The organism is Erwinia amylovora (assembly GCF_017161565.1).
Lineage (GTDB): Bacteria > Pseudomonadota > Gammaproteobacteria > Enterobacterales > Enterobacteriaceae > Erwinia > Erwinia amylovora.
In genome coordinates this window covers 1,097,084-1,123,353 of record NZ_CP066796.1, presented here as the reverse complement: position 1 = coordinate 1,123,353, position 26,270 = coordinate 1,097,084, and the positions used below count along the sequence as shown (strand labels likewise).

General features: G+C 53.5%; 24 protein-coding genes. 11 read left to right on the top strand and 13 right to left on the bottom strand.

The features are described 5' to 3' along the window. Window positions 1-245: 245 nt before the first annotated feature. A complete protein-coding gene (gene cui, locus JGC47_RS05200; protein WP_013035918.1) occupies window positions 246-782 on the bottom strand; it encodes a colicin immunity protein Cui in 537 nt (178 codons plus the stop codon). A gap of 637 nt (window positions 783-1,419) precedes the next feature. Between cui and JGC47_RS05195 the strand changes: the two genes are divergently transcribed. The 4 genes from JGC47_RS05195 (at window position 1,420) to JGC47_RS05180 (ending at window position 4,619) form a co-directional block, all read left to right on the top strand. After that, window positions 1,420-2,193, top strand: coding sequence for an SDR family oxidoreductase (locus JGC47_RS05195; protein ID WP_004156460.1), 774 nt, complete (start codon window positions 1,420-1,422; stop codon window positions 2,191-2,193). A 69-nt stretch (window positions 2,194-2,262) separates the two neighbouring features. After that, on the top strand, window positions 2,263-3,120 hold the full coding sequence (locus tag JGC47_RS05190) for a co-chaperone YbbN (protein WP_004156459.1): 858 nt from the start codon (window positions 2,263-2,265) through the stop codon (window positions 3,118-3,120). 132 nt (window positions 3,121-3,252) lie between these two features. Further along, window positions 3,253-4,167, top strand: a complete 915-nt coding sequence (locus JGC47_RS05185; RefSeq protein ID WP_004156457.1) for an SPFH domain-containing protein — start codon at window positions 3,253-3,255, stop codon at window positions 4,165-4,167. Continuing rightward, on the top strand, window positions 4,167-4,619 hold the full coding sequence (locus tag JGC47_RS05180; protein ID WP_004156454.1) for an NfeD family protein: 453 nt from the start codon (window positions 4,167-4,169) through the stop codon (window positions 4,617-4,619). The genes JGC47_RS05185 and JGC47_RS05180 overlap by 1 nt, the downstream gene beginning before the upstream one ends. On the opposite strand, the gene cueR is transcribed toward JGC47_RS05180, so the two are convergent. Next, window positions 4,616-5,026: a Cu(I)-responsive transcriptional regulator gene (gene cueR, locus JGC47_RS05175; protein ID WP_004156452.1), complete on the bottom strand. Its 411-nt coding sequence runs from the start codon at window positions 5,024-5,026 to the stop codon at window positions 4,616-4,618. The two genes, JGC47_RS05180 and cueR, sit on opposite strands and share 4 nt — an antisense overlap. Window positions 5,027-5,121: 95 nt before the next feature. Here cueR and copA point away from each other — a divergent pair, with 95 nt between their 5' ends. The 3 genes from copA (at window position 5,122) to ybaK (ending at window position 9,173) form a co-directional block, all read left to right on the top strand. Then, on the top strand, window positions 5,122-7,629 hold the full coding sequence (gene copA / locus JGC47_RS05170) for a copper-exporting P-type ATPase CopA (RefSeq protein ID WP_004156450.1): 2,508 nt from the start codon (window positions 5,122-5,124) through the stop codon (window positions 7,627-7,629). Between the two features lie 80 nt (window positions 7,630-7,709). Next, on the top strand, window positions 7,710-8,513 hold the full coding sequence (locus JGC47_RS05165; RefSeq protein WP_004156448.1) for a TraB/GumN family protein: 804 nt from the start codon (window positions 7,710-7,712) through the stop codon (window positions 8,511-8,513). A 177-nt stretch (window positions 8,514-8,690) separates the two neighbouring features. Then, window positions 8,691-9,173, top strand: a complete 483-nt coding sequence (ybaK, locus tag JGC47_RS05160; protein WP_004156439.1) for a Cys-tRNA(Pro)/Cys-tRNA(Cys) deacylase YbaK — start codon at window positions 8,691-8,693, stop codon at window positions 9,171-9,173. A 70-nt stretch (window positions 9,174-9,243) separates the two neighbouring features. On the opposite strand, the gene JGC47_RS05155 is transcribed toward ybaK, so the two are convergent. Further along, window positions 9,244-10,110, bottom strand: a complete 867-nt coding sequence (locus tag JGC47_RS05155; RefSeq protein WP_004156432.1) for a LysR family transcriptional regulator — start codon at window positions 10,108-10,110, stop codon at window positions 9,244-9,246. Window positions 10,111-10,199: 89 nt separating this feature from the next. On the opposite strand from JGC47_RS05155, the gene JGC47_RS05150 reads away from it, so the two are divergent. After that, complete coding sequence (locus JGC47_RS05150) at window positions 10,200-10,649, top strand: multidrug/biocide efflux PACE transporter (protein WP_004156431.1); 450 nt, start codon at window positions 10,200-10,202, stop codon at window positions 10,647-10,649. Window positions 10,650-10,768: 119 nt separating this feature from the next. Here the strand turns inward: JGC47_RS05150 and ushA are convergent, their stop codons facing one another. Further along, window positions 10,769-12,472: a bifunctional UDP-sugar hydrolase/5'-nucleotidase UshA gene (ushA, locus tag JGC47_RS05145; RefSeq protein WP_004156423.1), complete on the bottom strand. Its 1,704-nt coding sequence runs from the start codon at window positions 12,470-12,472 to the stop codon at window positions 10,769-10,771. A 167-nt stretch (window positions 12,473-12,639) separates the two neighbouring features. On the opposite strand from ushA, the gene JGC47_RS05140 reads away from it, so the two are divergent. Then, on the top strand, window positions 12,640-13,839 hold the full coding sequence (locus tag JGC47_RS05140) for an MFS transporter (protein WP_004156420.1): 1,200 nt from the start codon (window positions 12,640-12,642) through the stop codon (window positions 13,837-13,839). 287 nt (window positions 13,840-14,126) lie between these two features. Further along, window positions 14,127-15,812, top strand: coding sequence for a YbaL family putative K(+) efflux transporter (gene ybaL / locus JGC47_RS05135; protein ID WP_004156419.1), 1,686 nt, complete (start codon window positions 14,127-14,129; stop codon window positions 15,810-15,812). A gap of 192 nt (window positions 15,813-16,004) precedes the next feature. Here the strand turns inward: ybaL and JGC47_RS05130 are convergent, their stop codons facing one another. The 8 genes from JGC47_RS05130 to JGC47_RS05095 form a co-directional block, all read right to left on the bottom strand. Next, complete coding sequence (locus tag JGC47_RS05130) at window positions 16,005-16,547, bottom strand: hypothetical protein (protein WP_013035916.1); 543 nt, start codon at window positions 16,545-16,547, stop codon at window positions 16,005-16,007. Between the two features lie 226 nt (window positions 16,548-16,773). Further along, window positions 16,774-18,078: an inosine/guanosine kinase gene (locus tag JGC47_RS05125; RefSeq protein ID WP_004156409.1), complete on the bottom strand. Its 1,305-nt coding sequence runs from the start codon at window positions 18,076-18,078 to the stop codon at window positions 16,774-16,776. A 97-nt stretch (window positions 18,079-18,175) separates the two neighbouring features. Beyond that, window positions 18,176-19,135, bottom strand: a complete 960-nt coding sequence (gene hemH / locus JGC47_RS05120; RefSeq protein ID WP_004156400.1) for a ferrochelatase — start codon at window positions 19,133-19,135, stop codon at window positions 18,176-18,178. 117 nt (window positions 19,136-19,252) lie between these two features. After that, window positions 19,253-19,897, bottom strand: coding sequence for an adenylate kinase (adk, locus tag JGC47_RS05115; RefSeq protein ID WP_004156392.1), 645 nt, complete (start codon window positions 19,895-19,897; stop codon window positions 19,253-19,255). A 93-nt stretch (window positions 19,898-19,990) separates the two neighbouring features. Continuing rightward, complete coding sequence (locus JGC47_RS05110) at window positions 19,991-20,893, bottom strand: DMT family transporter (RefSeq protein WP_004156390.1); 903 nt, start codon at window positions 20,891-20,893, stop codon at window positions 19,991-19,993. Continuing rightward, on the bottom strand, window positions 20,890-21,765 hold the full coding sequence (locus JGC47_RS05105) for a DUF6024 family protein (protein ID WP_004156388.1): 876 nt from the start codon (window positions 21,763-21,765) through the stop codon (window positions 20,890-20,892). Before JGC47_RS05105 ends, JGC47_RS05110 begins: the two co-directional genes overlap by 4 nt. Continuing rightward, window positions 21,765-22,163 carry an NUDIX hydrolase gene (locus tag JGC47_RS05100; protein ID WP_004156386.1) on the bottom strand — a complete coding sequence of 133 codons (399 nt, stop codon included), beginning with the start codon at window positions 22,161-22,163 and terminating at the stop codon, window positions 21,765-21,767. Before JGC47_RS05100 ends, JGC47_RS05105 begins: the two co-directional genes overlap by 1 nt. Window positions 22,164-22,215: 52 nt before the next feature. After that, complete coding sequence (locus tag JGC47_RS05095) at window positions 22,216-22,920, bottom strand: hypothetical protein (protein WP_004156383.1); 705 nt, start codon at window positions 22,918-22,920, stop codon at window positions 22,216-22,218. Window positions 22,921-23,125: 205 nt separating this feature from the next. Between JGC47_RS05095 and JGC47_RS05090 the strand changes: the two genes are divergently transcribed. Then, window positions 23,126-24,001 carry a LysR family transcriptional regulator gene (locus JGC47_RS05090; RefSeq protein ID WP_004156381.1) on the top strand — a complete coding sequence of 292 codons (876 nt, stop codon included), beginning with the start codon at window positions 23,126-23,128 and terminating at the stop codon, window positions 23,999-24,001. Window positions 24,002-24,307: 306 nt separating this feature from the next. On the opposite strand, the gene htpG is transcribed toward JGC47_RS05090, so the two are convergent. After that, on the bottom strand, window positions 24,308-26,176 hold the full coding sequence (htpG, locus tag JGC47_RS05085) for a molecular chaperone HtpG (protein ID WP_173340353.1): 1,869 nt from the start codon (window positions 26,174-26,176) through the stop codon (window positions 24,308-24,310). Between the last annotated feature and the right edge of the window lie 94 nt (window positions 26,177-26,270).

The following is a 26,270-nucleotide window of genomic DNA, read 5'->3' as shown; positions in this document are numbered from 1 at the left end:
GGAGTCCATTGCTACTGGAGGTAGAGTCCTGGGTATTGAGCGGCTTAGCGGCATCTTTGGCGATGGGGGTTTTTGCCTTTGTGATGATCCCTTTTGCCGCGTACTTAGGCGTTTCTGCAACAGTGGTATCCCTAATCGGGGTGATCGGGATTGCGTCTGTGGCATCCTTGATTGATGATAAATTAGTCGAGAAGATCAACAACGAAGTAATTCGGCCTGTGCATTAATCCAGACAAAGGACGGTTTCACCGTCCTTTTTTGAATACTCTATAAGTCAAGAAAGGAATAGCGAGTAATATAAAAGTAAGCAGGAGCATGAATGAATGCAGGCCGGAATAAAAAATCAGTAATAAATACTCATTCCCCGATACTATCTTGAGAGCTCTGCTTGAAGTAGTTAATTCGTGATTGCATATTAAAACCACATAGAAAATCACAAAGTAAAAAATGGGAAAAATAAGAACAACCCTTATAAATAATCTTTTATCCTTTTTGATGTCTTGTTTTATATATTTAGCAGAACAAACAAACCAGATTATACCTAAAAAAGGGGCTGATTTGCAATATACATCCATAACCTTGCTCAATAAGGGGCTGCTTTGGGAAATAATAGCCGGAAGATTTTCGGTGCTGGCAGCTATAGCTTTAAGCACTGGTGATGCAGGATCATTCAGATAAACTGATAAAATAATCCAAAATGGAATCATACCGATAAGCAGAAAAAAATAAAACATTTTATTTTTTGAGTTATCGCGTTCTTTGACATTTTTTATCTCACGCATTTTCCCCTCAGCTCATTACTTACACATCCATTGCACTTTTTTGTGATATGCTCGATAAAATCGTGCAATTAGACAGTACAGCAAAGCTTTCCCTTCACTTTGTTTACGACGGAGTTTTTTGGCTAAGCTCCATAAGCACTTCCCGCCTGTAAAAATATATTTAAAATCATTGCACGGCAATCACAAAATCAGCTTCAGTGGAATAATCCCGGTAATGACAGGGATATTTTTCGAATTCAGAACCACTAATTATTTTTTAGAATAACCTTTGGTTGAACCAGGGTATAATATTGTCAGACTGTCCGCGATCGGGCGACGATCTGAATACTGTCAGCGAAATAGTGCTTCTTAACCATCCCCAGTAAGCACACTATGTCACATTGCATGAATCATGCGTAAAACAGCCTTGTCTGCCAGTCAATTAATCCTCTGCGCGGCAAAACCTGAGTGCATTCTGGTTTGATCGACCGGAGTGAGTTAAGAAAATATAACGACTAAAAATTTACTTTCAATGCCGAGCGCACATCAGGTAATGATGGCGATAGAATGTTAACTCACACCTACAAAAATCCCAACAAAATCAGCTAAACTAACCATTAATAATGAATTCCCAGATGTATCAAGAGTGCAAAAAGTTATGCAAAAAAGTATCGTGATCACCGGCTGTTCCAGCGGGATTGGCCTGGTCGCCGCTAATGACCTGCTGCGCCGTGGCTACCATGTGATTGCCGCCTGCCGTAAACCGCAAGACGTGGAGAGGATGAACCAGCTGGGGTTCAGCGGCGTGCTGCTGGATCTTGATGATGCCGCCAGCGTAGCGCACGCGGCGGATGAAATTATAGCGTTATGTGAAGGCTGCCTGTTCGGTCTGTTTAATAATGGCGGTTTCGGGCTGTATGGTCCGCTGCAATCGATATCTCGTCAGCAGCTGGAACAGCAGTTCGCCACCAATCTGTTCGGCAGCCACCAGCTCACCATTCTGTTGCTGCCTGCTCTGCTGGCTTCCGGCAATGGGCGCATCATTAATACCAGTTCGGTGATGGGGCTGATCTCCACGCCGAAACGCGGTGCCTACGCCGCCAGCAAATTCGCGCTGGAAGCCTGGTCCGACGCCTTACGCATGGAGCTGCACGGCAGCGGAGTGCGCGTTAGCCTGATAGAGCCAGGCCCGATAAGCACCCGTTTTAGCAATAATGTTCAGCAGTCGCAGCAGGATAAGCCGGTTAAGAACCCGGGCATTGCCGCACGCTTTACACTGCCGCCGGAAGCAATTTTGCCCAGGCTGCACCATGCACTGGAAAGCCGCCATCCGCGCCTGCGCTATCCTGTGACCATGGTCACATATGGCATCAGCCTGTTACGCCGTTTGCTGCCAGGCTGGATAATGGATCGTATTTTACGCCAGAATTAAGCGCCGGGCCTTGAAGCGCTACCTGCCGCCCCAATACAGTACTAAACTTAGGTAAAAAGAGACGAATTGATGTCATCACAAGCGCAGATTGTCGAGATTAATGAAACTAACCTGCACCAGACGCTGGAACAGTCGATGCAGGTTCCCGTGCTGTTCTATTTCTGGTCAGAGCGCAGCCAACACTGCCAGCAGCTGACACCGCTGCTGGATCGTCTGGCACAGGAGTACGCCGGTCAGTTTATTCTGGCAAGGCTGGATTGTGATGCCGAACCGGCCGTGGCACAGCAGTTTGGTCTGCGGTCAATCCCGACCGTTTACCTGTTCCAGAACGGTCAGCCGGTGGACGGCTTCCAGGGTCCGCAACCGGAAGAAGCGGTACGCGCCCTGCTGGAAAAAGTGCTGCCGAAAGAAGAAGAGCTGAAGGCGCAGCGGGCCATGCAGCTGATGGACGAAGGCAAACAGATTGAAGCCCTGCCGCTGCTGAAAGACGCCTGGGCGCTAAGCAAACAGCGCAGCGATATCGGTTTTCTGCTGGTGGAGGTTTTAATTGGCCTGAACCGCAGTGAAGAGGCAGAGGCGGTGCTTAGCGTGGTGCCGTTGCAGGATCAGGACACGCGTTATCAGGGGCTGGTGGCACAGATTGATCTGCTGAAACAGGCGGCGGATACCCCGGAAATTCAGCAGCTGCAGCAGCAAATTGAGGCTGAACCTGATAATGCCGAACTGGCCACCCAGCTGGCTCTGCAATTTCATCAGGTCGGGCGCAATGAAGAAGCGCTGGAGCTGCTGTTCGGCCATCTGAAACAAGACCTTACTGCTGCCGATGGTCAGGCGCGCAAAATGCTCCAGGAGATCCTTGCCGCGCTCGGTACCGGAGATGCGCTGGCAGCCAAATATCGCCGTCAGCTCTATTCCCTGCTCTACTAACAGCGGAACAGGAACGGAAGGGTCTGCTAAGCTTTACCCGGGACGAACTGCCGTTCAGGTTCGTCCGTCTACGCGGCCGCGATGGAAAGCGACCGCTCATCAATAGTGAATAACAATTTGGAGGTTATTTTTATGCTGACTGTTATCCCCGTCATTATCGTGCTGGCCCTGATCATCGTCTGGTCAGGCATCAAAATTGTGCCTCAGGGTTTTCAGTGGACGGTTGAACGATTTGGCCGTTACACCACAACCCTGCAGCCTGGCCTGAACCTGGTGGTTCCGTTTATGGACCGCGTCGGCCGCAAAATCAATATGATGGAGCAGGTGCTGGACATCCCTTCTCAGGAGATCATCTCCAAAGATAACGCCAGCGTCACTATTGATGCCGTGTGCTTTATTCAAGTGGTCGACCCGGCGCGGGCCGCCTATGAAGTCAGCAATCTGCAACAGGCAATCATTAACCTGACCATGACCAATATGCGTACCGTTCTGGGGTCGATGGAACTGGACGAAATGCTGTCTCAGCGCGATAACATCAATACCCGCCTGTTGCAGATCCTCGATGAAGCCACTAACCCGTGGGGCATCAAAATCACCCGTATTGAGATCCGTGACGTGCGTCCCCCGGCGGAACTGATCGCATCAATGAATGCGCAGATGAAAGCCGAGCGAACTAAACGTGCTGATATTCTTGAGGCCGAAGGCGTACGTCAGGCAGCAATTCTCCGCGCCGAAGGTGACAAACAGTCACAGATCCTGAAAGCCGAAGGCGAACGCCAGTCGGCATTTCTCGCCGCTGAAGCGCGTGAACGCAGTGCGGAAGCAGAAGCTCAGGCGACTAAAATGGTTTCTGAAGCGATTGCCGCTGGCGATATTCAGGCCATCAACTACTTCGTGGCGCAAAAATATACCGATGCGCTGCAGCATATTGGCTCTTCCACCAACAGCAAAGTGGTGATGATGCCGCTGGAGGCCAGTAGCCTGCTAGGCTCGATCGCCGGCATCGGCGAACTGTTAGGTGAAAGCAAACTGGAGCGTAAACGCTAATGCTTGACCCGCTGTTAGCAAACCCGTGGTGGTTATGGCTGACGCTCGGCGGCCTGCTGCTGGCAGCTGAAATGCTTGGCACCAGCGGCTATCTGCTGTGGAGCGGCATCGCTGCCGTGTTGGTCAGCCTGCTGGTGTGGCTGGTGCCCTTGCCGTGGGAGTGGCAGGGGATGAGCTTCGCCATACTGACCATTCTTTCCGCGTTGTGGTGGTATCGCTGGCTGAAAGGCCGTCAACAGCGCCATCCGCCCTCCACGCTTAACCAGCGCGGTAAGCAGCTCATTGGCCGCCAGCTAACGCTGGATGCCGCGCTGGTAAACGGTTTCGGCCATGTCCGAATCGGTGACGGCAACTGGCGCGTGCAGGCCGATGAAGATTTACCGGCAGGCACGCGGATTATCGTGGTGGCGGTAGAAGGGATTACGCTGCGCGTGGTGGCGCGCAGCATTTAACCGGCTTTACTGCCGTGACAGCAGCCAGTCAGATGCTCAATGATCGGGCAATCGGCCCTGTCATCGCCAGGGCAGCTGGCAGCCAGCTCAAGCAGCTTCTGGCGCATCAGCTGGAGTTCGCTGATATGTGACTCGATCTCCGCCGCTTTCTCCAGCGTGCGCGCCTTGACATCAGCGCTATGGCGCGCCGGGTCGTTGAACAAACTGACCATTTCCCGGCACTGCTCCAGATTAAAGCCCACCTGGCGCGCCTGGCGCAGCAGCGTCAGTTCTTCCAGGTGCTTCGCGCTGTAGCTGCGATAGCCGTTTTCCGTACGTAACGGCGGCGTCACCAGCCCTTTTTCTTCGTAAAAGCGGATTGCTTTGCTGGTCAATCCGGTCTTTTTTGCCACGTCGCCGATGTTCATGGTTTCCCCTTGACGTTCCCCTTGATGGAAGGTTTAAGCTTTATAACTAATGTAAAAACAGTTCTGGGTCAAACCGGATCGCCAGGAGAGATACTATGTCGCAAGTCACCCTACTGACGCTGGACGGATTGTCCTGCGGGCACTGCGTAAAACGGGTAAAAGAGGCGTTGGAGCAGCGCGCCGACGTGGAGCAGGCGGAAGTCAGTATCACCGAAGCACGCGTGAGCGGAAGCGCCAGCGCCGGGGCGCTGATCGCCACGGTTGCCGGGGCGGGCTATCACGCCAGCCTGGCTGAAACGTTCGCGCGCCCAAAGACTGACCCGCTGACAGACTCAGACATTCAGCCGGAAGCGCTGACAGCGGCCACCAGCGAGCTTCCGGCGCAACAGAGTGAATGCCTCCAGTTACTGATTGATGGTATGAGCTGCGCCAGCTGCGTAGGCCGCGTCCGGAATGCGTTGCACAATGTGCCCGGCGTCAGCCAGGCACGCGTCAACCTTGCAGAACGCAGCGCGCTGGTGCTGGGCTGCGCGTTACCCACCGCATTAATCGAAGCGGTGAGCCGCGCCGGATATCACGCGGAAATCGTTGAAGACGAGGCGAAAAGGCGCGAAAAACAGCAGAAAAGCGGGCTGGCGGCGGTAAAACGCTTCCGCTGGCAAGCAACGCTGGCGTTGGCACTGGGTGTTCCGCTGATGATTTGGGGGATGGCCGGTGACAATATGATGCTCACCGCAGCCAATCGCGACGGCTGGCTGGTGGCAGGAGTTATGACCCTGCTGGTGATGATTGTTGCCGGCGGCCATTTCTACCGCAGCGCCTGGAAAAGCCTGTTAAATCGTAGTGCCACGATGGATACGCTGGTAGCACTGGGTACTGCAGCCGCCTGGCTCTACTCCATCACGGTAAATCTCTGGCCTGAGCTGTTCCCGATGGCGGCACGCCATCTCTATTATGAAGCCAGCGCGATGATTATCGGCCTGATCAATCTGGGACATATGCTTGAGCAGCGCGCCCGTCAGCGCTCATCACGGGCGCTGGAAAGTCTGCTGGATCTCACCCCGCCCACCGCACGCGTCGTAACCAAAGATGGCGTACAACTTCGCTCACTTAGCGAGGTACAGCCGGGGATGACGCTACGCGTGATGACCGGCGATCGTGTGCCGGTTGACGGCACTGTCGTGCAGGGAGAGGCCTGGCTGGATGAAGCCATGCTCACCGGTGAAGCCATCCCGCAGCACAAAGCACCGGGCGATACCCTGCATGCCGGAACCCTGTTGCAGGACGGTAGCGTACTGTTGCGTGCCGGGGCCGTCGGCAAAAACACCACCCTGGCGCGCATCATCCAGCTGGTGCGTCAGGCCCAGAGTAGCAAGCCGGAAATCGGCCAGCTGGCGGATAAAATTTCTGCGGTCTTTGTCCCGGTAGTGGTGGCGGTCGCGCTACTGAGCGCTGCCGTTTGGTATCTGTTCGGCCCGGCGCCTCAACTGGTTTACACCCTGGTGGTAGCCACTACCGTGCTGATTATTGCCTGCCCCTGTGCGTTGGGCCTCGCCACACCGATGTCGATTATTGCCGGCGTGGGGCGGGCCGCCGAATCCGGCGTGCTGGTGCGTGATGCCGATGCGCTGCAACGCGCAAGCACCCTGGACACGCTGGTTTTTGATAAAACCGGCACGCTGACCGAAGGCACGCCGCGCGTGGTCGAGGTTATGCTGTTTAACCAGGCCGATCGCCAGACGGTGCTGCAGCAGGCGGCGGCTCTGGAACAGGGTGCCAGCCATCCGCTGGCGCGCGCTATCGTCGCCCATGCCGGGCTGGCTACGCTGCCGGACGTTGAGCAATTTCGTACCATAGCGGGCAAAGGCGTGAGCGGCGTTTTCGACGGTAGCGCTCTGCTGCTGGGTAACGCGGCGCTGATGGCGCAGCAGCAGATTGCCACCGATGCCGTCTCAATGCAGATGTCACGGCTGGCAGCAAAGGGCGCCACACCGGTACTGCTGGCGGTGGATGGCCAGATCGTCGCCCTGTTTGCCATTCGCGATGCGCTGCGCAAAGAGAGCGTCAGCGCGTTGCAACGCCTGCACCAGCAGGGTTACCGCCTGGTGATGCTGACCGGTGATAATGAAATAACCGCCCATGCCATCGCCCGCGAGGCAGGAATCGAGCGCGTGATTGCCGGGGTGTTGCCTGAGGGCAAAGCCGCAGCTATCAGCGCCCTGCAACGGCAGGGGCACCGGGTAGCGATGATTGGCGATGGCATCAACGATGCCCCGGCGCTGGCCCAGGCCGATGTGGGGATTGCCCTCGGCGGCGGCAGCGATGTGGCGATTGAAACGGCAGCGATGACGCTGATGCGCCCGGACCTCAATGTTCTGGTGGATGGTTTAGCCATCGCCAAAGCCACGCTGCGCAATATGAAACAGAATCTGCTGGGTGCTTTTATTTATAATGCCTGCGGCATTCCGCTTGCTGCCGGCGTGCTCTATCCGCTGACCGGAACGCTGCTCAGCCCGGTCGTCGCGGCGGCGGCGATGGCGCTGTCTTCAATAACCGTTGTGAGCAATGCCAATCGCCTGATCCGCTATCGCCCACCGACGTGACAGATGGCTTTGCGGTTATTTCTGTCAGCCAGCCACCGTTCACGTTAGCATGAGGGAAATAAGCGCAAGAGGTGAAGCATATGAAGACACTGGTGCACAGACTGCAGAAGCTGTGGCGCAGTCTGGGCGCGGTAAGCTATCGTTACCCGGCTGTGGACATCGCTGTGGGGTCGCGTCAGCTACATCTGGTGGGCAGTATTCATATGGGCACGGGCAATATGATGCCGCTGCCGGCGCTCCTGATGGATCGGTTACAGCGCGCCGATGCGCTTATCGTTGAAGCGGACATTTCCGCTGGCGCTTCCCCCTTCAACAGAGGTGAAGAGTGCGCGCCGCTGGCGCAACGGCTCCCGCTGCAACAGCTGCAACAGCTGCAACGCCTGTGTGGAGAGCTGGGCGTCGATCCTCTGCGGGTTGATACTCTGCCCGCCTGGCAGATTGCGCTAATGCTGCAGGCGCAACAGGCGCAGCGGCTCGGGCTGCGTGCCGATTGCGGTATTGACTTGCAGCTGCTGCAGGCCGCGCATGCCCAGTCAATAAGGGTGATCGAACTGGAAGGGGCAGAAGCCCAGCTGACGCTGCTGCAATCCCTGGCGGATAACGGCCTTGCGTTACTGGAGGATACGCTGAAACACTGGCACACCAATGCCCGCCTGCTGCAAACGATGGTAAGTTGGTGGCTGGAAGCCCCGCCGGGCAGCATGAGAAAACTTGAATTGCCCGGCACGTTCAGCAGTGGCCTCAATGATTTGCTGATGACCCAGCGTAACCTGCAGTGGTGCCGGCTTATACAGCAGCTGCCGCCGGGCCGCTACGTGGTCGCGGTTGGCGCGCTGCATCTTTATGGTGAGGGTAACCTTCCCGGCCTGCTAAGCGGCGGCTAAAAAAAAGGCCAATATCGCTATCGGCCATTAAATATGGACATCATTATGATTTTAGTTATCGTTTAAGCATTAAGCTGAAACGGGTGTCGATTGTCGCTTAAAGCGACATCATTCACCACTTATTTATTCATCAATCGTTGATACTGTTAAGCAGCACAACACGGAAGGTCTGTACTTATGACACCTGCGGTAAAACTCCTTGAAAAACAGAAGGTCGCCTTTACGCTGCACTCATACGAGCATGACAGCGGCGAAAGCCATTTCGGCGACGAAGCGGTGCGCAAGTTAAATCTTGATGCCGCCCAGGTGTATAAAACCCTGCTGGTGGCGCTGAATGGTAATAACCAAACCCTGGCTGTCGCGGTAACTCCGGTAGACGCACAGCTGGACTTGAAGCAGGTGGCTAAGGCGTTGACAGCAAAAAAAGTGGAGATGGCCGATCCGCAGTTTGCTCAGCGCAGCAGCGGTTATCTGCTGGGTGGCATCAGCCCCATCGGTCAGAAGAAGCGCCTGCCAACGGTGATCGATACGGGCGCGCAGCATTTTGCCACCATTTACGTTTCAGGCGGCCGACGCGGACTGGATATCGAGCTGGCACCACAGGATCTGGCACAGCTGCTCGGTGCGCGCTTTGCCGATATCGCCGTAGGCAAAAAATAATGCGGGCTGCTGTGCAAAAACATCACGCGCTTTTGAACAGCAGCCCGATGCATAAAAGGTATAAAGGCAATTAATCAGGGCGCTGGGCTATAAGCCGATCGATCATCCACTGCCCCGCCGGGCCGGGTGGTGAACGCCTTGAGCTAGCCACAACAACCTGAATATTTTGCGGCCAGCCCGCCACCGGCAATTCGCGCAGCAGCTGATGACCAAACTGCGCGGTAAGCCAGCGCGGTAAAATACTCCAGCCAAAACCCTGTTCCGCCATCTCCAGTAAGAGCGGATATGACGGCGCCAGCCACACTTTCCCGGGGGGTGCCGGCGTTTGCTCAACCCAGGTGTTTAACCGCAGCTGGCGGAGCTGGCTCAGTTCAGCTTCACTGACCTGCTGCTGGTGCGCCAGCGGATGATCCCGATGCAGATAAATGGCCATCTGCGCCTTCACCTGCAGGTGCTGTACATGGATGTCCGGCGGGTAGTGCTGCTGCGCACGCAACACGCCGACATGCGCCCGGCCACTCTGCAGCAAATCGATCACATCTTCATCTTCCGCAATCATGCACTCGAACTCAATATCCGGGTAACGGCTGGCAAAACGTTGCAGCAGCAATGCATGGTGGTCGGCCTGCCAGAAGTCGGTGATAGCCAGCCGCAGACAGGGTTCTACTTCACCTGCCAGGCGCACTGCCAGCCTGTCCAGCTGCGCCGAGGCGCTCAGGATCTCTTTCACCTGCGCCAGCGCACGCTGACCGTTTTCGGTCAATAACGGGGTACGGGCGGTGCGGTCGAACAGGGAAAAACCCAGATCGCTTTCAAGATTCGCCACGGCGGTACTGATAGTGGACTGGCTTTTACGCAGCGCGCGCGCCGCTGCGGAGAACGAGCCACTTTCCACAGTCTGCACAAAAGCTTGCAGAGATTCAGGTGAATAACGCACTTGTATATCGCTTTTATCGATGGATAGTCATTTTATCTTAGCAAAAAAATGGTGGAAAATAGTGCAATGAAGACAAAGAGGAGGACTATATGTCTGGCCGTACGCTAAAAGAACGTTTTTACCATGCTGCAGGCTTTGAATTACTGGCTATTGTGCTGGTGTCACCGCTGGCCGCCTGGGCAATGAATAAACCGCTGTTTCAGATGGGCCTGTTGGCGATCGTGCTGTCGACGGTAGCGATGATATGGAACATGGTCTACAACGCTGGCTTTGACCGGTTGTGGCCGCGCGACAAGATACAGCGCGGGCTGAAGTTGCGCATACTGCACGCGCTGGGATTTGAGGGCGGCTTTATCGCTATCGGCCTGCCGATAGCCGCCTCGATGCTGGGTATCACCTTGTGGCAGGCATTTCTGATTGAAGTCGCTTTCTTTCTGTTCTTCCTGCCATATACGGTGGTTTATAACTGGTTGTATGACAAAATCCGCGAACGGATGACTGGCTCACCGCGGCAGCAGGCGCTGAATAAGCAGGTTTAACGGCGGGCCAATCCGCTGGACGTGCCAGCAGCCGGCTCAATCTGTTCATTCAGGGCGGCCCTTTATTTCGAACCGCCCGTCTCGCTATCGATGCAGTGCGGTGCTGGTCTTACCAGATGCTAAGGCTTTGTTACCGACGCGTTATCGCTCGCCGCTGTCTTTGCTGCCGTCTTCAGGTAAACAATTTCTCCGCCAGGCTGATAGTTTGCCGCATCGAGCGGAGAATGGCTCTGGATGTACTGTTTCAGAACTTCAGCATCGACAAAACCGGTGTTCACGTAGCCGGGTAGCTTATCCAACGGCGGATAGCCGTCACCGCCGGTGGCGTTAAAACTCAGCATCGCCATTCGGTAGGTTTTATCCGCTAACAGCGGCTTACCGTGAATTTTGATATGACTGACCCCGGAACCGTCGGCAACCAGACTGACGCCGTAAAACTGTGCATACGCACCGGAGTCCACCTGTTTATTGGCGACGACCGCAAGGTACTTCTCAATTTCGCTGCCTTTCATATCAACCCGGGCCACGGTATTACCAAATGGCTGCACCTTCAACACGTCTTTATAGGTGATGGCCCCCGCTTCAATCGAATCACGCACCCCGCCGCCGCTCATTAACGCAAAGTCGGCATGAGTCCGCTCTGTCAGTCCAGCCAGGATCAGGCGTGCCATATTGGTCTGTACAAAACGCACTTTACTGCGGTCGCCCTCAAGGTGAGCGTTGACGCTGCCAATTTTTACGCCAAGCTGCGCTTCACCCTTTTTCTGGAATGGCGTCAGCAGTTTTTGTACCCCTGGGTTTTTGGCAATTTCAGCCGTATAGTTCACCCACTGGGTGCTGCCGTCAGCATTCTTAACCTTATGCTTCAGATTGATCGGTATCAGCTGATAATTCACCAGCGTCAGCTTGCCATTACGCAAGGTGAAGTCGGCACGGCCAATATATTTGCCCCACTCATGGGCCTGCACGATCCAGGTGCCGTTTTGACGGTCCGGCGTACAGGGGCTGCCCGGCACGTAATCCACCTGTTTCAGGTTTTCTTTGGCCATACATACCGGGTCCTGCGAATGTCCACCAACGATCATATCCAGGTAGCCTGCAGGCAGTGCGCGCGCCATTTCCACATCGCCCGGCGCGTTAGACCCGTGCTGGCCGTTGTTATAGTGACCCATATGCGTTGCGGCGATGATCACGTCCGGTTTTTCGTGTGCACGCAGCTCTTCGACCACCGCTTTGGCTTCCGTGGCTGGTTTATGGAACAGGACATCCTCGAAATATTCCGGATTGCCGATCTTCGCCGTATCATCGGTCGTCAGTCCGATGACGGCAATTTTCAGGCCCATGCGGTTGAAAAGCGCGTAAGGCTGGAACAGACGTTTGCCGGTGCTTTTCTGATAGATATTGGCCGAGAGCAGAGGGAACTTCGCCCACCTCTGCTGCTGGCGCAGTACCGAAAGCGGGTTATCAAACTCATGATTGCCAATCGCCATCGCATCGTAGCCAATCATATTCATTGCGCGAAAATCCGGTTCCGCATCCTGCAGATCGGACTCCGGTACGCCGGTATTGATATCCCCTCCCGAGAGGATCAGCGTTGCCCCGCCATGAGTCTGCACCTCGTTACGGATCTGATCCATCATGGTTTTCTGGGCTGCCAGACCATATTCATCATGTGCATTGGGCCAAAAACGGCCGTGGTGGTCGTTGGTATGCAGCACGGTGAATTTGTAAGTCCGGTCTTTTTCCCACGCCTGTGCCACCAACGGCGTGCTGCATAGCGCTACCGCCAGCACTCCGGCAAGACTCGTTTTGAAAATTGCCACTCGCTTCTCCTTGTTAAATCCCCGAAATGTGAAAATTATTTGTTTTTATGACGTCCGGCTGATTATGCCGCAGGAATGCTACTAAAAGGTAATCGCTCTGCCTTATATTGTTGCAAATTGGCGGGTGACAGGCGCTTAACAACCCTAACTTAATGACAGGTACGATAATGACAGGCGTCCATACTCCCCTTCCGCCAGAGATACCGGTGAAGCGTACCGCTTTTGGCGTGCTCAGTGCGATAAGCGTTGCCCATTTGCTCAACGATATGATTCAGTCGCTGATTCTGGCGATCTATCCCCTGCTGCGGGAAGATTTTTCACTGAACTTTGTGCAGATTGGTTTAATCACCCTGACTTATCAACTGACTGCTTCACTGCTTCAGCCGCTGATTGGTCAGTTCACCGATAAACATCCGCAGCCGTGGTCGCTGCCTGTCGGGATGGGCTTTACGCTCTGCGGCGTGATACTGCTGGCGCTGGCCAATCATTATGCGATGATTTTGTTAGCGGCAGCGCTGGTCGGTAGCGGCTCATCGGTGTTTCACCCGGAATCTTCGCGGGTGGCTCGTATGGCCTCCGGCGGGCGTCATGGCCTGGCGCAATCTCTGTTTCAGGTCGGCGGCAATCTTGGTACATCGCTCGGCCCACTGCTGGCTGCGCTGATTATTGCCCCATATGGTCGAGGCAACCTTGCCTGGTTCTCGCTGGCGGCGCTGCTGGCTATTGTGGTATTGCTGCAGATTGGTCGCTGGTATCAAACCCAGCATATCACCGCCAAACACCCTGCTTCCGCAGCCATCCCCGCGTTATCACGCCGTCAGGTAGCGTACGCGATGGCCATTCTGCTGGTGCTGGTGTTCTCCAAATACTTCTATCTCACCAGTCTGAGCAGCTTCTATACCTTCTACTTAATGCATAAATTCGGCCTGTCGATACAGAATGCGCAGTTACATCTGTTTGTCTTTCTGTTTGCCGTCGCGGCTGGGACCATCATTGGCGGCCCGGTAGGCGACAAAATCGGCCGTAAGCGAGTGATTTGGGTATCCATTCTCGGCGTGGCTCCTTTTACCCTGCTGCTGCCTTATGCCAACTTATGGTGGACGGGAGTCCTGTCGGTGGTGATTGGCCTGGTACTGGCTTCGGCTTTTTCTGCCATTCTGGTCTATGCCCAGGAACTGATGCCTGGTCGTATTGGCTTGGTTTCCGGTCTTTTTTTCGGCTTTTCCTTCGGTATGGGCGGGCTGGGTGCCGCCTTACTTGGCGTGATAGCCGATCGCCACAGCATTGAGCTGGTCTATCAAATCTGCGCTTACCTGCCATTTCTCGGAATTCTCGCAGCTTTCCTGCCTGATACCCGCCACAAATAGTCAATTAAGGGTGTTAATGACTGTGATTAGCACCGCGCAGCCTACCTGAAACGTCTGGATCACCCGTTGATAAGTGGGATAAATCACACTCTTCGACGAATTTATCTGAATAATTGATATTTTTTGTCATTATCACTAATAATGACAAGCACCCGCCCGCAATATGCCATACACTTAAAAACAACGTTCAGACCCATTTACGCTCCGTTTAATTCGGGTACAGGAAAACAGCAGATTATTCCTGAGCCACCCGATGCATAGCGAGTGTGCCATTAAAGGAGACAGGCATGCACCACACCACCCCGCTTATCACCACCATTGTGGGAGGCCTGGTACTTGCCTTCCTGTTTGGTATGCTGGCCAATCGCCTGCGCATCTCTCCTCTGGTCGGCTATCTGCTGGCCGGCGTGCTGGCCGGGCCTTTTACGCCGGGTTTTGTTGCTGATACCAATCTGGCACCGGAACTGGCCGAGCTGGGCGTGATACTGCTGATGTTCGGGGTTGGTTTGCACTTCTCATTGAAAGACCTGATGGCAGTCAAGTCGATCGCTATTCCCGGTGCCGTGGCGCAAATCGCCGTTGCCACCTTGCTGGGCATGGGGCTGTCGTGGGGGATGGGATGGCCAACGATGACCGGCCTGGTGTTTGGTCTTTGTCTTTCAACCGCCAGTACAGTGGTGTTACTGCGCGCGTTGGAAGAGCGACAGTTAATAGACAGTAAACGCGGACAGATTGCTATCGGCTGGCTGATTGTTGAGGATCTGGTAATGGTGCTGGCGCTGGTGCTACTGCCTGCCGTTGCCGGACTGTTTGAAGAGGGTAATGCCAGCATCACGATGGTGCTGTTCGACCTGCTGATCACCATCGGCAAAGTGGTGGCGTTTATGGTGCTGATGATGGTGGTGGGGCGACGCGTGGTGCCGTGGATCCTCGCCCGCAGCGCTGCAACCGGCTCTCGCGAGCTGTTTACCCTGTCGGTGCTGGCCCTGGCATTGGGCATTGCCTTTGGCGCGGTGGAGTTCTTTGATGTCTCCTTTGCCCTTGGCGCTTTCTTCGCCGGAATGGTGCTCAACGAGTCTGAGTTGAGCCATCGTGCCGCACACGATACGCTCCCGCTGCGCGATGCCTTTGCAGTACTGTTCTTTGTCTCGGTGGGGATGCTGTTTGACCCAATGATCCTGATCCAGCAGCCGCTGGCGGTGCTGGGCGCGCTGTCGATTATCGTTTTGGGCAAATCGCTGGTTGCGCTGCTTCTGGTGCGCTTATGTGGTCACTCCAGACGCACGGCCCTGACCATCTCCGTTAGTCTGGCGCAGATTGGTGAATTTGCCTTTATTCTCGCCGGGCTGGGGATATCGCTCAACCTGCTGCCAGCAAGTGGTCGTAATCTGGTGCTGGCGGGTGCCATTCTGTCGATTATGCTTAATCCCATCCTGTTTTCGCTGTTAGAGCGCTATCTGGTTAAAACGGAAAATCTGGAAGAGCAAACGTCGAAAGAGACGGAGGAAGACGAGAAGCAAATTCCTGTCGATCTCTGTCATCATGCGATTATTGTTGGCTTCGGCCGCGTAGGCAGCCTGCTGGGCAGCCAGCTGATGGCGGCCGACATTCCTGTCGTGGTGGTGGAGAACAGCCGTGCACGGGTTGAAGCTTTGCGTGAACGGGGCATCACCGCAGTGCTCGGCAACGCGGCGCGCGGCGATATTATGGATCTGGCACGTCTTGACTGCGCCCGTTGGCTGCTGCTGACCATCCCTAACGGCTACGAGTCTGGTGAGATCGTTACCGCCGCACGAGAAAAACGCCCAAACATAGAAATTATCGCCCGCGCCCACTACGACGACGAGGTTAAATATATTGAGGAGCGCGGTGCCGATCGGGTGGTCATGGGCGAACGCGAGATCGCCAATAGCATGCTAAATATTATATTACTGCCGCTGCCGGACGAAAAACCGTCCGCGTGCCCGATTTAACGTAACGGCGTGCGGTTAAGGGGCTGAACGGTAAACCGGCCTGGCCCCGATAAATATCGTTCAGAATAAATGGCAAGTCTTCGGCCATTCACGCCACCCGACCTTTTCTCTGATCATCAGCAAATTCTCATTTGAGGGAATGGCCCCCACTTCAGAACTTGCTGGTTTTATTTAATTTACGTGAAAAGTCCGTTAATCAAGCTGCAATAAACTTCCACACAGAACAGAATGTGAATTCGGGCGTTTGGGGCCGAACGCTTTTTCCTTTTCTGCTTCTGCTGCTTGAATTCTTTTCTTTAGTTCATTTCTGAATCTATCGATCGAATATTTCTTTTGCATTGTGATTTTTATTTCTGTATCAGAATACGATTTACCTGCACAAAACATTAAATGCCGGGTTGCTGCATCTTTTTGATGACAATCCATTCTATCAAGCCACACCAATACATCAGACGAAGGTTCAGGGGCTATTGACATTAAAAAGATATTTTTTAGAATTCCAGTTTTTCTTTCTAATACTTTACTGCCGCTATTTAGCAGGATTAAATATACGTGACTTATCTGATCGGAGATTTCATGCGGTTGTGATTTTTCCTCTGAATTCTCGACGTTATTCAGACAGCTTCGCAGATTCGAAAACGTGACCTTCCCTTTTAGCGTTGAATCGCTGTTTAATTTCTGAATAAGATCATTACAACTTGGTGAAAGTCGCGAATATTCCGTAAAAAGACCCATAATAGCTCCTTTATAGGCTATTGTGTGGTTCCACTAGGAAAAAACTTATGTTAAATGAATTAAATTGATTATCCAAGTCAGAAAACGACTTTATCCCTCGCCTGCCTTATTGAGATAATGCACAGTAACTTTAGCGTGGGACGAGACATTTGAAGCTGGCTGATTGTTGTTTTGAAAGGGAGTAGAGTACAGGAGGCTGTCAGTTTCCTGTACATACAGATGCGGCTTAGCGTTCCCAATACGACTCTTCCAGACTGTCTTCCCGCTCGGGCAGAGCACGCGTCAGACGTGGGGAGTGCTGGTTCAGCACCTGATAACTGACGCGGTTGGCATATTTACATACCTGCGCAAGCGACGAATAGGTCAGATAGCTGCGTGCGTGTTTACTGGAGTTAGGCACGTTAGCGCGGTGGAAATTATTCGCCGTGATATCATGCAGCAGCGCCGCCAGCGCGCCATCGCCAGCCCCGTTGGTGTTCTTGATCTTTTCCGGCCCGCCCATATACGGGGCAATGTGGGAAAAAATTCGCAGCGGATGACGACAGTCCTGATAGCGCATTGCCCGGCTGAATTCATAACGGTTAAATTCGGGGATTGCACCCGGTAAGAGCGGATGCTGGGTGGCACGTTTAGCCGAATCTTCGGTAAATGCAGCCATATACAGCCCGTCCGGGCCAGCTGTACACAATACCAGATCGACCCAGTCAAGGGCCATGTTCGCTGCCTGAAGCGGATCGCGCTGGCCGGTAAGCTCAAAAGCTTCTTCCTCATTCATCGCCACCACCGAAACATGATCGCGAATGAAATCACGCCAGAACTGCGGATTATCCGCAATCACATATTTGGTGCCCAGCGTCAGCACCACCGGCACGTTATGCTTTTTCGCCCATTCAATCGCCTGCATGGTGGCTAACGGCATCGGCTCGCCCGGGTTGCAACGCACCAGATAAGAAGTCAGTACCAGCGCTGAAGCGCCGGCAATCACCTCTTCAGGAATGCTTTGCGGGCGAAGCTGATTCATCATGCCCGGGCTGATGGCAAAAGTGCGTTCACCGTTTGCATTAATCAGCGTAAAACAACGACCGATAGCGCCATCAACCCCCTGTAAATAGTTCAGGTCGGTACGACTGGAGGTGTTGCACAAATAGCGGTAGGCGTAGCCTCCAATCTGCACGTTGCTACACATCACTCCAAGCAGCACCGAGCGGTCATCCGCCAGTACCGAGTAGTTATGCAGAGTATTACCAATGGTGCCGCCGGCAAACTGGTGGCGGATCAGATTATTGCGCTGCAGTTCACCGTACAGCGCTTCAGCCACATCATCTGCAATAACCAGCGAATGACCGATACTTAGCCCGTAACGGCTGAAAAATTCGTCATCCACTTTTGCTTCAATATCGACCAGGATCTGATCGATACCGACGATCCAGCTTCTGGCAGCCTCGTTCTCAGGCTGTGCCGATTGCAGCAGCGGATCGCGCGCGCTGACGGGAAAGTAATGTTTGGATTTACGTTGACCGGGGAATTTCATGATTGCGCGTTGCTGGCAAGGGGACAGGGCGCAATGATAACACAATTGCGCCCGGTGAGGATTGTCTCTGACCAGAGGCAACCCTGGACGATGGCAATTAGCGGTACTGATTCACCAGTTCAAGCATCATGGTAATGTGGGCTTCATCATCATTCAGCGCCGGAATGTATTCAAAGCGTGTGCCGCCAGCATGCAGGAAGATTTCACGGTTTTCTCCGTTGATTTCTTCCAGGGTTTCCAGGCAGTCAGCAGCGAAACCGGGGCTCATAATCTGCACATGCTTAACGCCCTTGCCAGGCAAAGCCTTCATGGTTTCATCGGTGTACGGCATCAGCCAGGGTTCACGGCCAAAACGCGACTGGAAAGTCAACATGGCTTCGTTGCTGCCCAGCCCCAGAGACGCTTTCAGTGCGTCAAAGGTTTCATAGCAGCGCTGGGGATAATCATCGCCTTCGTTGGCAAAGCGCTGTGGAATACCGTGGAATGACGTCACTAACAGATCCGGCTTGCCGTGCTGCGCAAATGATCGCTCTACTGAAGCTTTCAATGCGGCAATGTACGCCGGATGTTGTGCATAGTCGCGAATAAAATGGACCGACGGCAGGCTACGGTAACCGGCAAACACCTCGGTAATACCATCCCATACTGCCGCGACGGTGGAACAGGAAAATTGCGGGTAAAGCGGCAGAACAATAAGCCGGGTGACACCTTCTGCCATCAGGCTGTCGATGGCACTCTTGAGGCTGGGGTTACCGTAGCTCATGCCAAGCGCCACGGGCATATCCAGTCTTGCTGCCAGGGCGCTGCGCTGTCGCTGGCTGTAAACCATCAGCGGCGACCCTTCATCCATCCACACCGAGGCGTAGAGTTTTGACACGCGCGGCGAGCGGATTGGCAGAATACCGAAATTAAGCAGTGGCCACCATAGCCAGCGTGGCGCATCAACCACGCGCTTGTCGCTGAGGAACTGCTTCAGATAACGTTTCACGGCTGGAGTGGTTGGGGCATCAGGCGTGCCTAAATTCACCAGCAGCACGCCAGGTTTATCTTGCCTCATTGCTATTCCTTGAATTAGTGACAGGGTCAGTGATGTAAACCTGACCTATTTTAGCGGAAAAAGGCGGGAGTGGAACCGATTGGTGCAATTGAGCCAGGATAAACCCGGCTCACCGCTTTACCCGAGAATTTTTGCCAGTTCGGCGCTGACTTCTGTCACATGACGCGTACCATCGATTTTGTGGTAGGCCGTATTACCTGCCGCAGCTTCTTTGCTGTAATAAGCAATCAGCGGAGCCGTCATCTGATGATATTCCACCAGGCGTTTACGCACGGTTTCTTCCTGGTCGTCCTTGCGCGTGCTGAGCTCTTCGCCGGTCACATCATCTTTGCCTGCCACTTTCGGCGGGTTGAAGGTAACATGGTATACCCGACCCGACGACACATGCACCCGACGGCCGACGATACGCTCAACGATCAGTGCGTCCGGCACATCAAATTCCAGCACGTTGTCGACCTTGATACCCGCTTCCTTCATCGCATCAGCCTGGGGAATGGTGCGCGGGAAACCGTCCAGCAGGAAACCCTTACGGCAGTCTTCCTGAGCGATACGCTCTTTGACCAGTGCGATAACCAATTCGTCGGTAACCAACTTACCGGCGTCCATAATCTCTTTAGCTTTCTGACCCAGCTCCGAACCGGCTTTAACCGCGGCGCGCAGCATATCACCCGTAGAGATTTGCGGAATACCGTATTTCTCCATAATGAACTGAGCCTGAGTCCCCTTTCCTGCACCCGGAGCCCCGAGCAGAATAATACGCATTGCGTAAATCCCCTTGCGAATTGCTTAAATGAACACATTATCTGAGGGCACGAACATATCATCATGCCCCGTTTTTCACAAGGAAGGGCACGGTTATGCCATATCGGCGCAGCGCGATGCAGACTCCTTTTGACGGGCGTATAGCGACTGTGTCATCACCGTGATGATAATGATCGCACCGCCAATAACTGCCTGAACTGTGGGCACTTCACCCAAGAACAAATACATCCATAGTGGCGCTAACGCGGTTTCCAGCAGTAAGAACAGTCCGGCATTAGCAGGCGAGACAAAACGTGTTGATAAGGTAATTAACCCCATCGCCAGCGGCATGATCAGGGTGCCTTCAGCAATGACCCATCCCAGCTGTGCTGCCGACAGCATTTTCAGACTGATGACCACATCGGAACCTGACCCAAGGACGATCAATACCGAAGCCAGCAGCGCTCCCAGCGATGGCAGCCCGGCCGTTCCGCCGCTTACGCGCGAAGTAAAAATAAACGCCAGCGCCATCGATACTGCCGTAGCCAGCGCATAAAGATTGGCCACGCCGTTGTGACCCATGCTGTTCCCGGACATAACGATACTCACGCCAACAATGCCTGCCAGTGCAGCCAGCATCACGCTGCGATCGATCGCCACTTTAAACAACAGACGGCTCATCAGCGCCGAAATAAACGGCGTACCGGAGATGATAACCAGTACAGTTGCCACGTTGCCACGGTTCAGTGCATTAACGAAACAGGCGGAAGCGATGCAGAAAAACAGCGTCGAAAGCAAATTATCTCTGTTCAGCCACGGCTGCCCCAGCGTTGAACGGCTTTGACGCCAGAAGACCCAGATCAGCAGGCAAATGGTCCACATGCAGATCCCGCGCAGGGTGACAATCAGCCATGAGTTATTGATTCCCATCAGACGAATGAATACCGCATCGGTGCTCAGGATAACGCCGCCCGCCATGCCAATCAGATTGCCATTTACTGCCATGGAACCTTTCATTTTCCCTCCCATAATGCAATCAAATCTTGCTCTACCTGTTTGGTCATATCCACCCGCTGACTGCCATCGCCACGCACCCAACACGACAATCGCACCGTGTTGGTATGGGGGAAATAAGTGGCACCGGCTTTCTTAACCTGCTGTTGCCGTGTGGCGCTTAGCGTGGGTACAGGGAAGCAGCAGAATGGCAAGTCCGGTGCGCTGATAGAGCAAAAGTCCATCCCCGCTGCATCCTTGATTTCAACCGGCCGAACCTGGGCAACATTAAAGGGCTGCCAGCTGTGACTGCGCACATTGTCGAGCGCTTCTTCCAGCGGCTTGTCTGAAGAGGTGGACTCTTCAAACAGGCGTAATTCGCTACGCATCAGCGTGCTGAAGTGTTCAGAGCGTAAAGCAACGATCGCCAGCCCAACGGTCAATGAAGCGTGTTTATGCAAGGGGGCGACAAACACCGAACTCTCTGCGATCAGCTCGGCGTGGCGATTAGTGGCGAAACTGTGAGACGCATCAACAACCCCTTTCCCTTTGCAATCTTGCAGACTGTTAACTTCCCCCGTGTAAGGGCTAACGTGGGTAATAATCGGTACGCTGCCCGGCACGCTGGCATGCGCTGAAGATGAGTTAAACAGTTCACTGATGGGTTTGTAATGCGCATGCTTCGCCAGGCATAAAGAGGTTTCCTGCTTGTAGAACAGGTGTGAAAGGATCACTAACCCAACGCGCACCGACTGGACGAAAAACAGATCGTAATCATGTAGTCGGTATACCCGTGTAAGCTCTTCACGAAGTTCGTCTTTTAGCATATTGACTCGCTTATAAAACCGATCGCCGTGCACCTGCTGCAACTGCGGGGAAAGGGAGGAGGCATCCATCAGTTGATCAACTCTTGCTGGAATAACAGTGGCATAACGTTATTGCGAAAAATCGACCCGACCGCAATTTCACAGGGCGGTTTGCGATAATTTACCCATGTAATCTCTTCAATTTCATTGCCGGCGCGCGGCTGGCCAATAATTTCGACAAAATAAACGTGGTTCTCGATGGCCTGTGCTTCGAATTCAGCGCGACCATGAAACAGCCCAAAAGGTCGGAAACTTTTGATTTGCACACCCAGCTCTTCATCTAATTCTCGCTTGAGGCAGCTCAGATGATCTTCCCCTGCCAACGGTTTGCCACCGGGAGAAATAAAAATCGCGGTGCCCCGTTTACGGGTAAGTAACAGCGAGCGCTGATGAATAATAATGGCAGCGCATTTAACAATTGTTTTCATCTCAACTCCGAAAGACGTAATCCGCAGATTACGTCACGATTTTCGTACAGCCTCAGGCTGCGGCGCTGTTGTTCAAAACGGGAGGATTAAGCGTTTCGCCAGCAAGGAAATTCACAATATTATGTGCCAGAGGCGCTTTTTCTCTCAGATAAGCCAGCACGACATCATCTGAAGGCGTAGAGAAACTGTCGGCAAAGATGCTGATCCCCTCAAGGGATTTCGTCGAGATACCCAGCTGCAACAGACGATATTTCACGTCATCTGCCGACTGCGCAAACTCATAGACCGGCGACTGATAGTTGATGTCATATTGTGCCATCATCTCCATCAGGAAGGTTTTTGCCACCAGTCGCTGCTCCGGGAACTCCATTTGATAATGTGTAATGCCATCGTTGATGGTATTGATATCGTTGCGGCGGCAGAAATCGACCAGATGCGCATGAATGGCCAGTTTTTCGCCGAGCAGCACCAAATTTTTGCGATATTTGAGAATATCCTGTTCCAGCGCTTCGATGGCAATAGAGCGAAAAGCTCCGCTAATGTCGGCAACGGTATGACCCACGACCAGATCGCCAAAGCGATTCTTCATTTCTTCAACACGGTGCGACAAAATACCGCGATGCAGTGAGCATCCGCTATTACCCGACCACAGGTGGACAGGAATGCCCTGTAACATAAGATAACAAGCGGCCAGGGTGCTATCCCGACCACCGGTAAACATAACGAGTTGCGGCTTAACAGAATACTGATTTGTCATTTCCTTTCCTTCGCATAGCTGTTGAGTTTTAACGAGGTCTGACAAGGGGAAAATTCGTCTGTGTTAAGTGAGATTCCATCAGTTGATTCAGGCTGTTCGCTACCAGTACATTCCCCGGAACCTGTGCCAGACTAGTGAATTTTGGCTGGACTTAAAAATGATATAAACAGACACTTAATGTGAATTTTTCTAACAAGGTACGATAATGTCTAACCTTCCCTCACTGCGCGCATTACACTATTTCCATCAGGCTGCGCTGCGGCAGAGTTTTAGCCGCGCGGCACAATCGCTGAACGTAACGCACAGTGCCGTCAGTCATCAAATCAAACAGTTAGAAGAGTGGCTGGGAAAACCTTTATTTCTGCGGACTAAGGGCCGGGTGCAATTAACGGCAGACGGTGAGCGGCTTCAAGCGTGCTGTGTGCAAAGCTTTCGCAGTATAGAAGCGACCTGTGACAAAATTCGCGTGTGCGATCTTCACAGCCTGACGATATCGTGCGCCCCGAGTTTTCTGGCGCAATGGCTTATTCCGCGTATCAACCGCTTCACCTCACGTCATAGCGAAATCGCCCTGACTTTCCAGACCCACGTCGATCTGGAGAAGGTGCGGAGTGAGCATACCGACGTACTGATCCTCAGTCAGGAGCAGCCAGTACAGAAGGACATTGCCGCCACGCTGATTACCGTCGACTATATTGGCCCGGTATGTTCCCCAGCGTTCAGTAGCCGCTTCAGCTACGAGACCGATTTCTCTACCTTACCGCTGCTGCATGCCGATACCAAACTCAACGCCTGGTCCGAATGGGCGAAAAAAACCGGAGCGCGCGGTGATTTCTGGGCTGGAAATCATTTCGACAATCTGACTCTGGCGATTCAGGCGGCGCGTAACGGCATGGGGATTATCATGACGCCGCAGATCCTGGTGAAAAAAGAGATCTTCGACGGTTCACTGATTGCACCCCTGGGTTTTGCCGAGGTGGATCGCGCTACCTGGATGATGATAAAAGCGTCACGCAAGGCGGATAAGGGGATTGAATTATTTCGCAGCTGGCTATTAGAAGAAGCTTCGATGATGGAGTAGCAGGGCATCGCTCAGGACGGTCAACGACACTGAATGACAGTTCGGCATCATCGCAATGCCGCTGGCAAGGATCTGCCAAATCACAGTACATCTTAAGACATTCATCTAACAGAACTTACACGCGTAACCGGCTGTTACTCTTCAGGTGGTTGATTTTTCTAATAAAATAGTTATGCGAAATGACGTGATGATATTAAATAGTGAGAAAGGGAGTGCAAAGCAGGAATGAAGGAAAAGCTGATTAATGACTCACCGGCAGAATTTCTGCCGGTGAGTCAACAGCCCTGTTACAGAATACTGTGCGGATTATCCCAGCAGCAGCTGGTTCATCCGGCGGATAAACTGATTCGGATCTTCCAGCGTGCCTTTTTCGGCAAACAGCGCCTGGTCCAGCAGCAGCTCGATCCACTCGGCAAAGCGTGCCTCATCCTGAGTATCGGCAGCGCGTTTCACTAACGGATGTTCGGGATTCAGCTCAAACAGATATTTTACTTCCGGCACATCCTGGCCCGCAGCGGCAAACAGTTTTGCCATCTGGGTAGTCATTTCGTTAGCTTCGGTGGTAACGATTGCCGGCGTATCGGTCAGGCGGTGCGTCAGACGCACTTCTTTCACTCGCTCACCCAGCAGGCTTTTCACCCGCTCAACAAACGGCTCCAGCGCTTTCCCGGCCTCTTTCTGTTCTTCGGTTTGCTCGTCCGCCAGCTTGCTTAGCGCGTCATCCGCCTTGCTGACTGACTGGAATGTTTTTCCGTCGAACTCGGTAAGATAGCTCATCATCCATTCGTCAATGCGGTCCGAAAGCAGCAGAACCTCGATGCCTTTCTTGCGGAACAGCTCCAGATGCGGGCTGCTTTTCGCGGCAGCGTAGCTATCGGCTGTGATGTAGTAAATCTTCTCCTGGCCTTCCACCATGCGGCTGACGTAATCTTCCAGCGATACGGTTTGCGCCGCCCCTTCGAAGCTGGTAGTGGCGAAACGCAACAGTTTGGCGATGGTCTCGGCGTTGCCGCTGTCTTCTGCCGGGCCTTCCTTCAGCACCAGACCGAACTGCTGCCAGAATTTCTGATATTTCTCTTCATCATCCTTCGCCACCCTCTCCAGCATCTGCAGTGAACGCTTGGTCAGCGCCCCGCGCAGCGTCTGGGTGATGCGGCTGTCCTGCAAAATTTCACGCGACACGTTGAGCGGCAGATCGTTAGAGTCAATCAGTCCTTTGACGAAGCGCAGATAGTTCGGCATGAACTGTTCAGCATCGTCCATGATAAACACGCGCTGCACGTACAGTTTCAAACCATGTTTGTGATCGCGGTTCCACATGTCCCACGGTGCCTGGGCCGGGATATACAGCAGGCTGGTGTACTCCTGCTTGCCTTCTACCCGGTTATGGCTCCAGGTAAGCGGGTCGGTAAAGTCGTGGGCAACGTGCTTATAAAACTCTTTGTATTCGTCTTCGCTGATATCAGACTTGTTACGCGTCCACAGCGCCTGCGCTTTGTTGATCTTTTCCCAGGTGGTGGTGTCGTCTTCTTCGTTATGAGTTTCGATCTCCACCGGCAGGGCAATATGGTCAGAGTATTTACTGATAATGCTGCGAACGCGCCACGCATCAAGGAACTCATCTTCACCTTCACGCAAATGCAGAGTGATTTCGGTCCCGCGATCGCTTTTCTCAATGTCGGCAATGGTATAATCGCCTTCACCGGCAGATTGCCAGAATACCCCTTCATCGGCAGCAGCGCCCGCGGCACGGGTACGCACGGAAACGTTATCCGCAACGATAAACGCCGAGTAGAAACCCACGCCGAACTGGCCGATGAGCTGGCTGTCTTTGGCCTGATCAGATCCCAGGGATTCAAGGAAGGATTTCGTACCGGACTTGGCAATGGTGCCCAGGTTTTCAATGACTTCGTCGCGACGCATCCCAATGCCATTATCGCTTAGCGTCAGGGTGCGTTTTTCCTTGTCGACCGCCACCCGCACGCGCAGATCGCCATCCCCCTCGTACAGTTCCGGGGTGGATAACGCCTTGAAGCGCAACTTATCAGCGGCATCGGAGGCGTTTGAGATCAGTTCGCGCAGGAAGATTTCTTTGTTTGAATAGAGCGAGTGAATCATCAGGTGCAGAAGCTGTTTTACCTCTGACTGGAAGCCACGTGTCTCTTGTCCTTTCATGGTCATTGCTACCTCAATGAAAACAGGTTGATGAACGTTGAGGTAAAGATGGGGATGTAAAAATGGATTTCAAGACGGCACGAAGAGTTCGTGC

Coding starts and splice junctions, on each gene's coding strand:
- cui (WP_013035918.1), bottom strand. CDS start 782: ATGCGTGAGATAAAAAATGTCAAAGAACGCGATAACTCAAAAAATAAA.
- JGC47_RS05090 (WP_004156381.1), top strand. CDS start 23,126: ATGTCTAACCTTCCCTCACTGCGCGCATTACACTATTTCCATCAGGCT.
- hemH (WP_004156400.1), bottom strand. CDS start 19,135: ATGAGGCAAGATAAACCTGGCGTGCTGCTGGTGAATTTAGGCACGCCT.
- JGC47_RS05110 (WP_004156390.1), bottom strand. CDS start 20,893: ATGAAAGGTTCCATGGCAGTAAATGGCAATCTGATTGGCATGGCGGGC.
- JGC47_RS05185 (WP_004156457.1), top strand. CDS start 3,253: ATGCTGACTGTTATCCCCGTCATTATCGTGCTGGCCCTGATCATCGTC.
- JGC47_RS05100 (WP_004156386.1), bottom strand. CDS start 22,163: ATGAAAACAATTGTTAAATGCGCTGCCATTATTATTCATCAGCGCTCG.
- JGC47_RS05190 (WP_004156459.1), top strand. CDS start 2,263: ATGTCATCACAAGCGCAGATTGTCGAGATTAATGAAACTAACCTGCAC.
- JGC47_RS05140 (WP_004156420.1), top strand. CDS start 12,640: ATGACAGGCGTCCATACTCCCCTTCCGCCAGAGATACCGGTGAAGCGT.
- JGC47_RS05125 (WP_004156409.1), bottom strand. CDS start 18,078: ATGAAATTCCCCGGTCAACGTAAATCCAAACATTACTTTCCCGTCAGC.
- ybaK (WP_004156439.1), top strand. CDS start 8,691: ATGACACCTGCGGTAAAACTCCTTGAAAAACAGAAGGTCGCCTTTACG.
- JGC47_RS05105 (WP_004156388.1), bottom strand. CDS start 21,765: ATGGATGCCTCCTCCCTTTCCCCGCAGTTGCAGCAGGTGCACGGCGAT.
- cueR (WP_004156452.1), bottom strand. CDS start 5,026: ATGAACATCGGCGACGTGGCAAAAAAGACCGGATTGACCAGCAAAGCA.
- ybaL (WP_004156419.1), top strand. CDS start 14,127: ATGCACCACACCACCCCGCTTATCACCACCATTGTGGGAGGCCTGGTA.
- copA (WP_004156450.1), top strand. CDS start 5,122: ATGTCGCAAGTCACCCTACTGACGCTGGACGGATTGTCCTGCGGGCAC.
- JGC47_RS05130 (WP_013035916.1), bottom strand. CDS start 16,547: ATGGGTCTTTTTACGGAATATTCGCGACTTTCACCAAGTTGTAATGAT.
- adk (WP_004156392.1), bottom strand. CDS start 19,897: ATGCGTATTATTCTGCTCGGGGCTCCGGGTGCAGGAAAGGGGACTCAG.
- JGC47_RS05195 (WP_004156460.1), top strand. CDS start 1,420: ATGCAAAAAAGTATCGTGATCACCGGCTGTTCCAGCGGGATTGGCCTG.
- htpG (WP_173340353.1), bottom strand. CDS start 26,176: ATGAAAGGACAAGAGACACGTGGCTTCCAGTCAGAGGTAAAACAGCTT.
- JGC47_RS05150 (WP_004156431.1), top strand. CDS start 10,200: ATGTCTGGCCGTACGCTAAAAGAACGTTTTTACCATGCTGCAGGCTTT.
- JGC47_RS05095 (WP_004156383.1), bottom strand. CDS start 22,920: ATGACAAATCAGTATTCTGTTAAGCCGCAACTCGTTATGTTTACCGGT.
- JGC47_RS05165 (WP_004156448.1), top strand. CDS start 7,710: ATGAAGACACTGGTGCACAGACTGCAGAAGCTGTGGCGCAGTCTGGGC.
- JGC47_RS05180 (WP_004156454.1), top strand. CDS start 4,167: ATGCTTGACCCGCTGTTAGCAAACCCGTGGTGGTTATGGCTGACGCTC.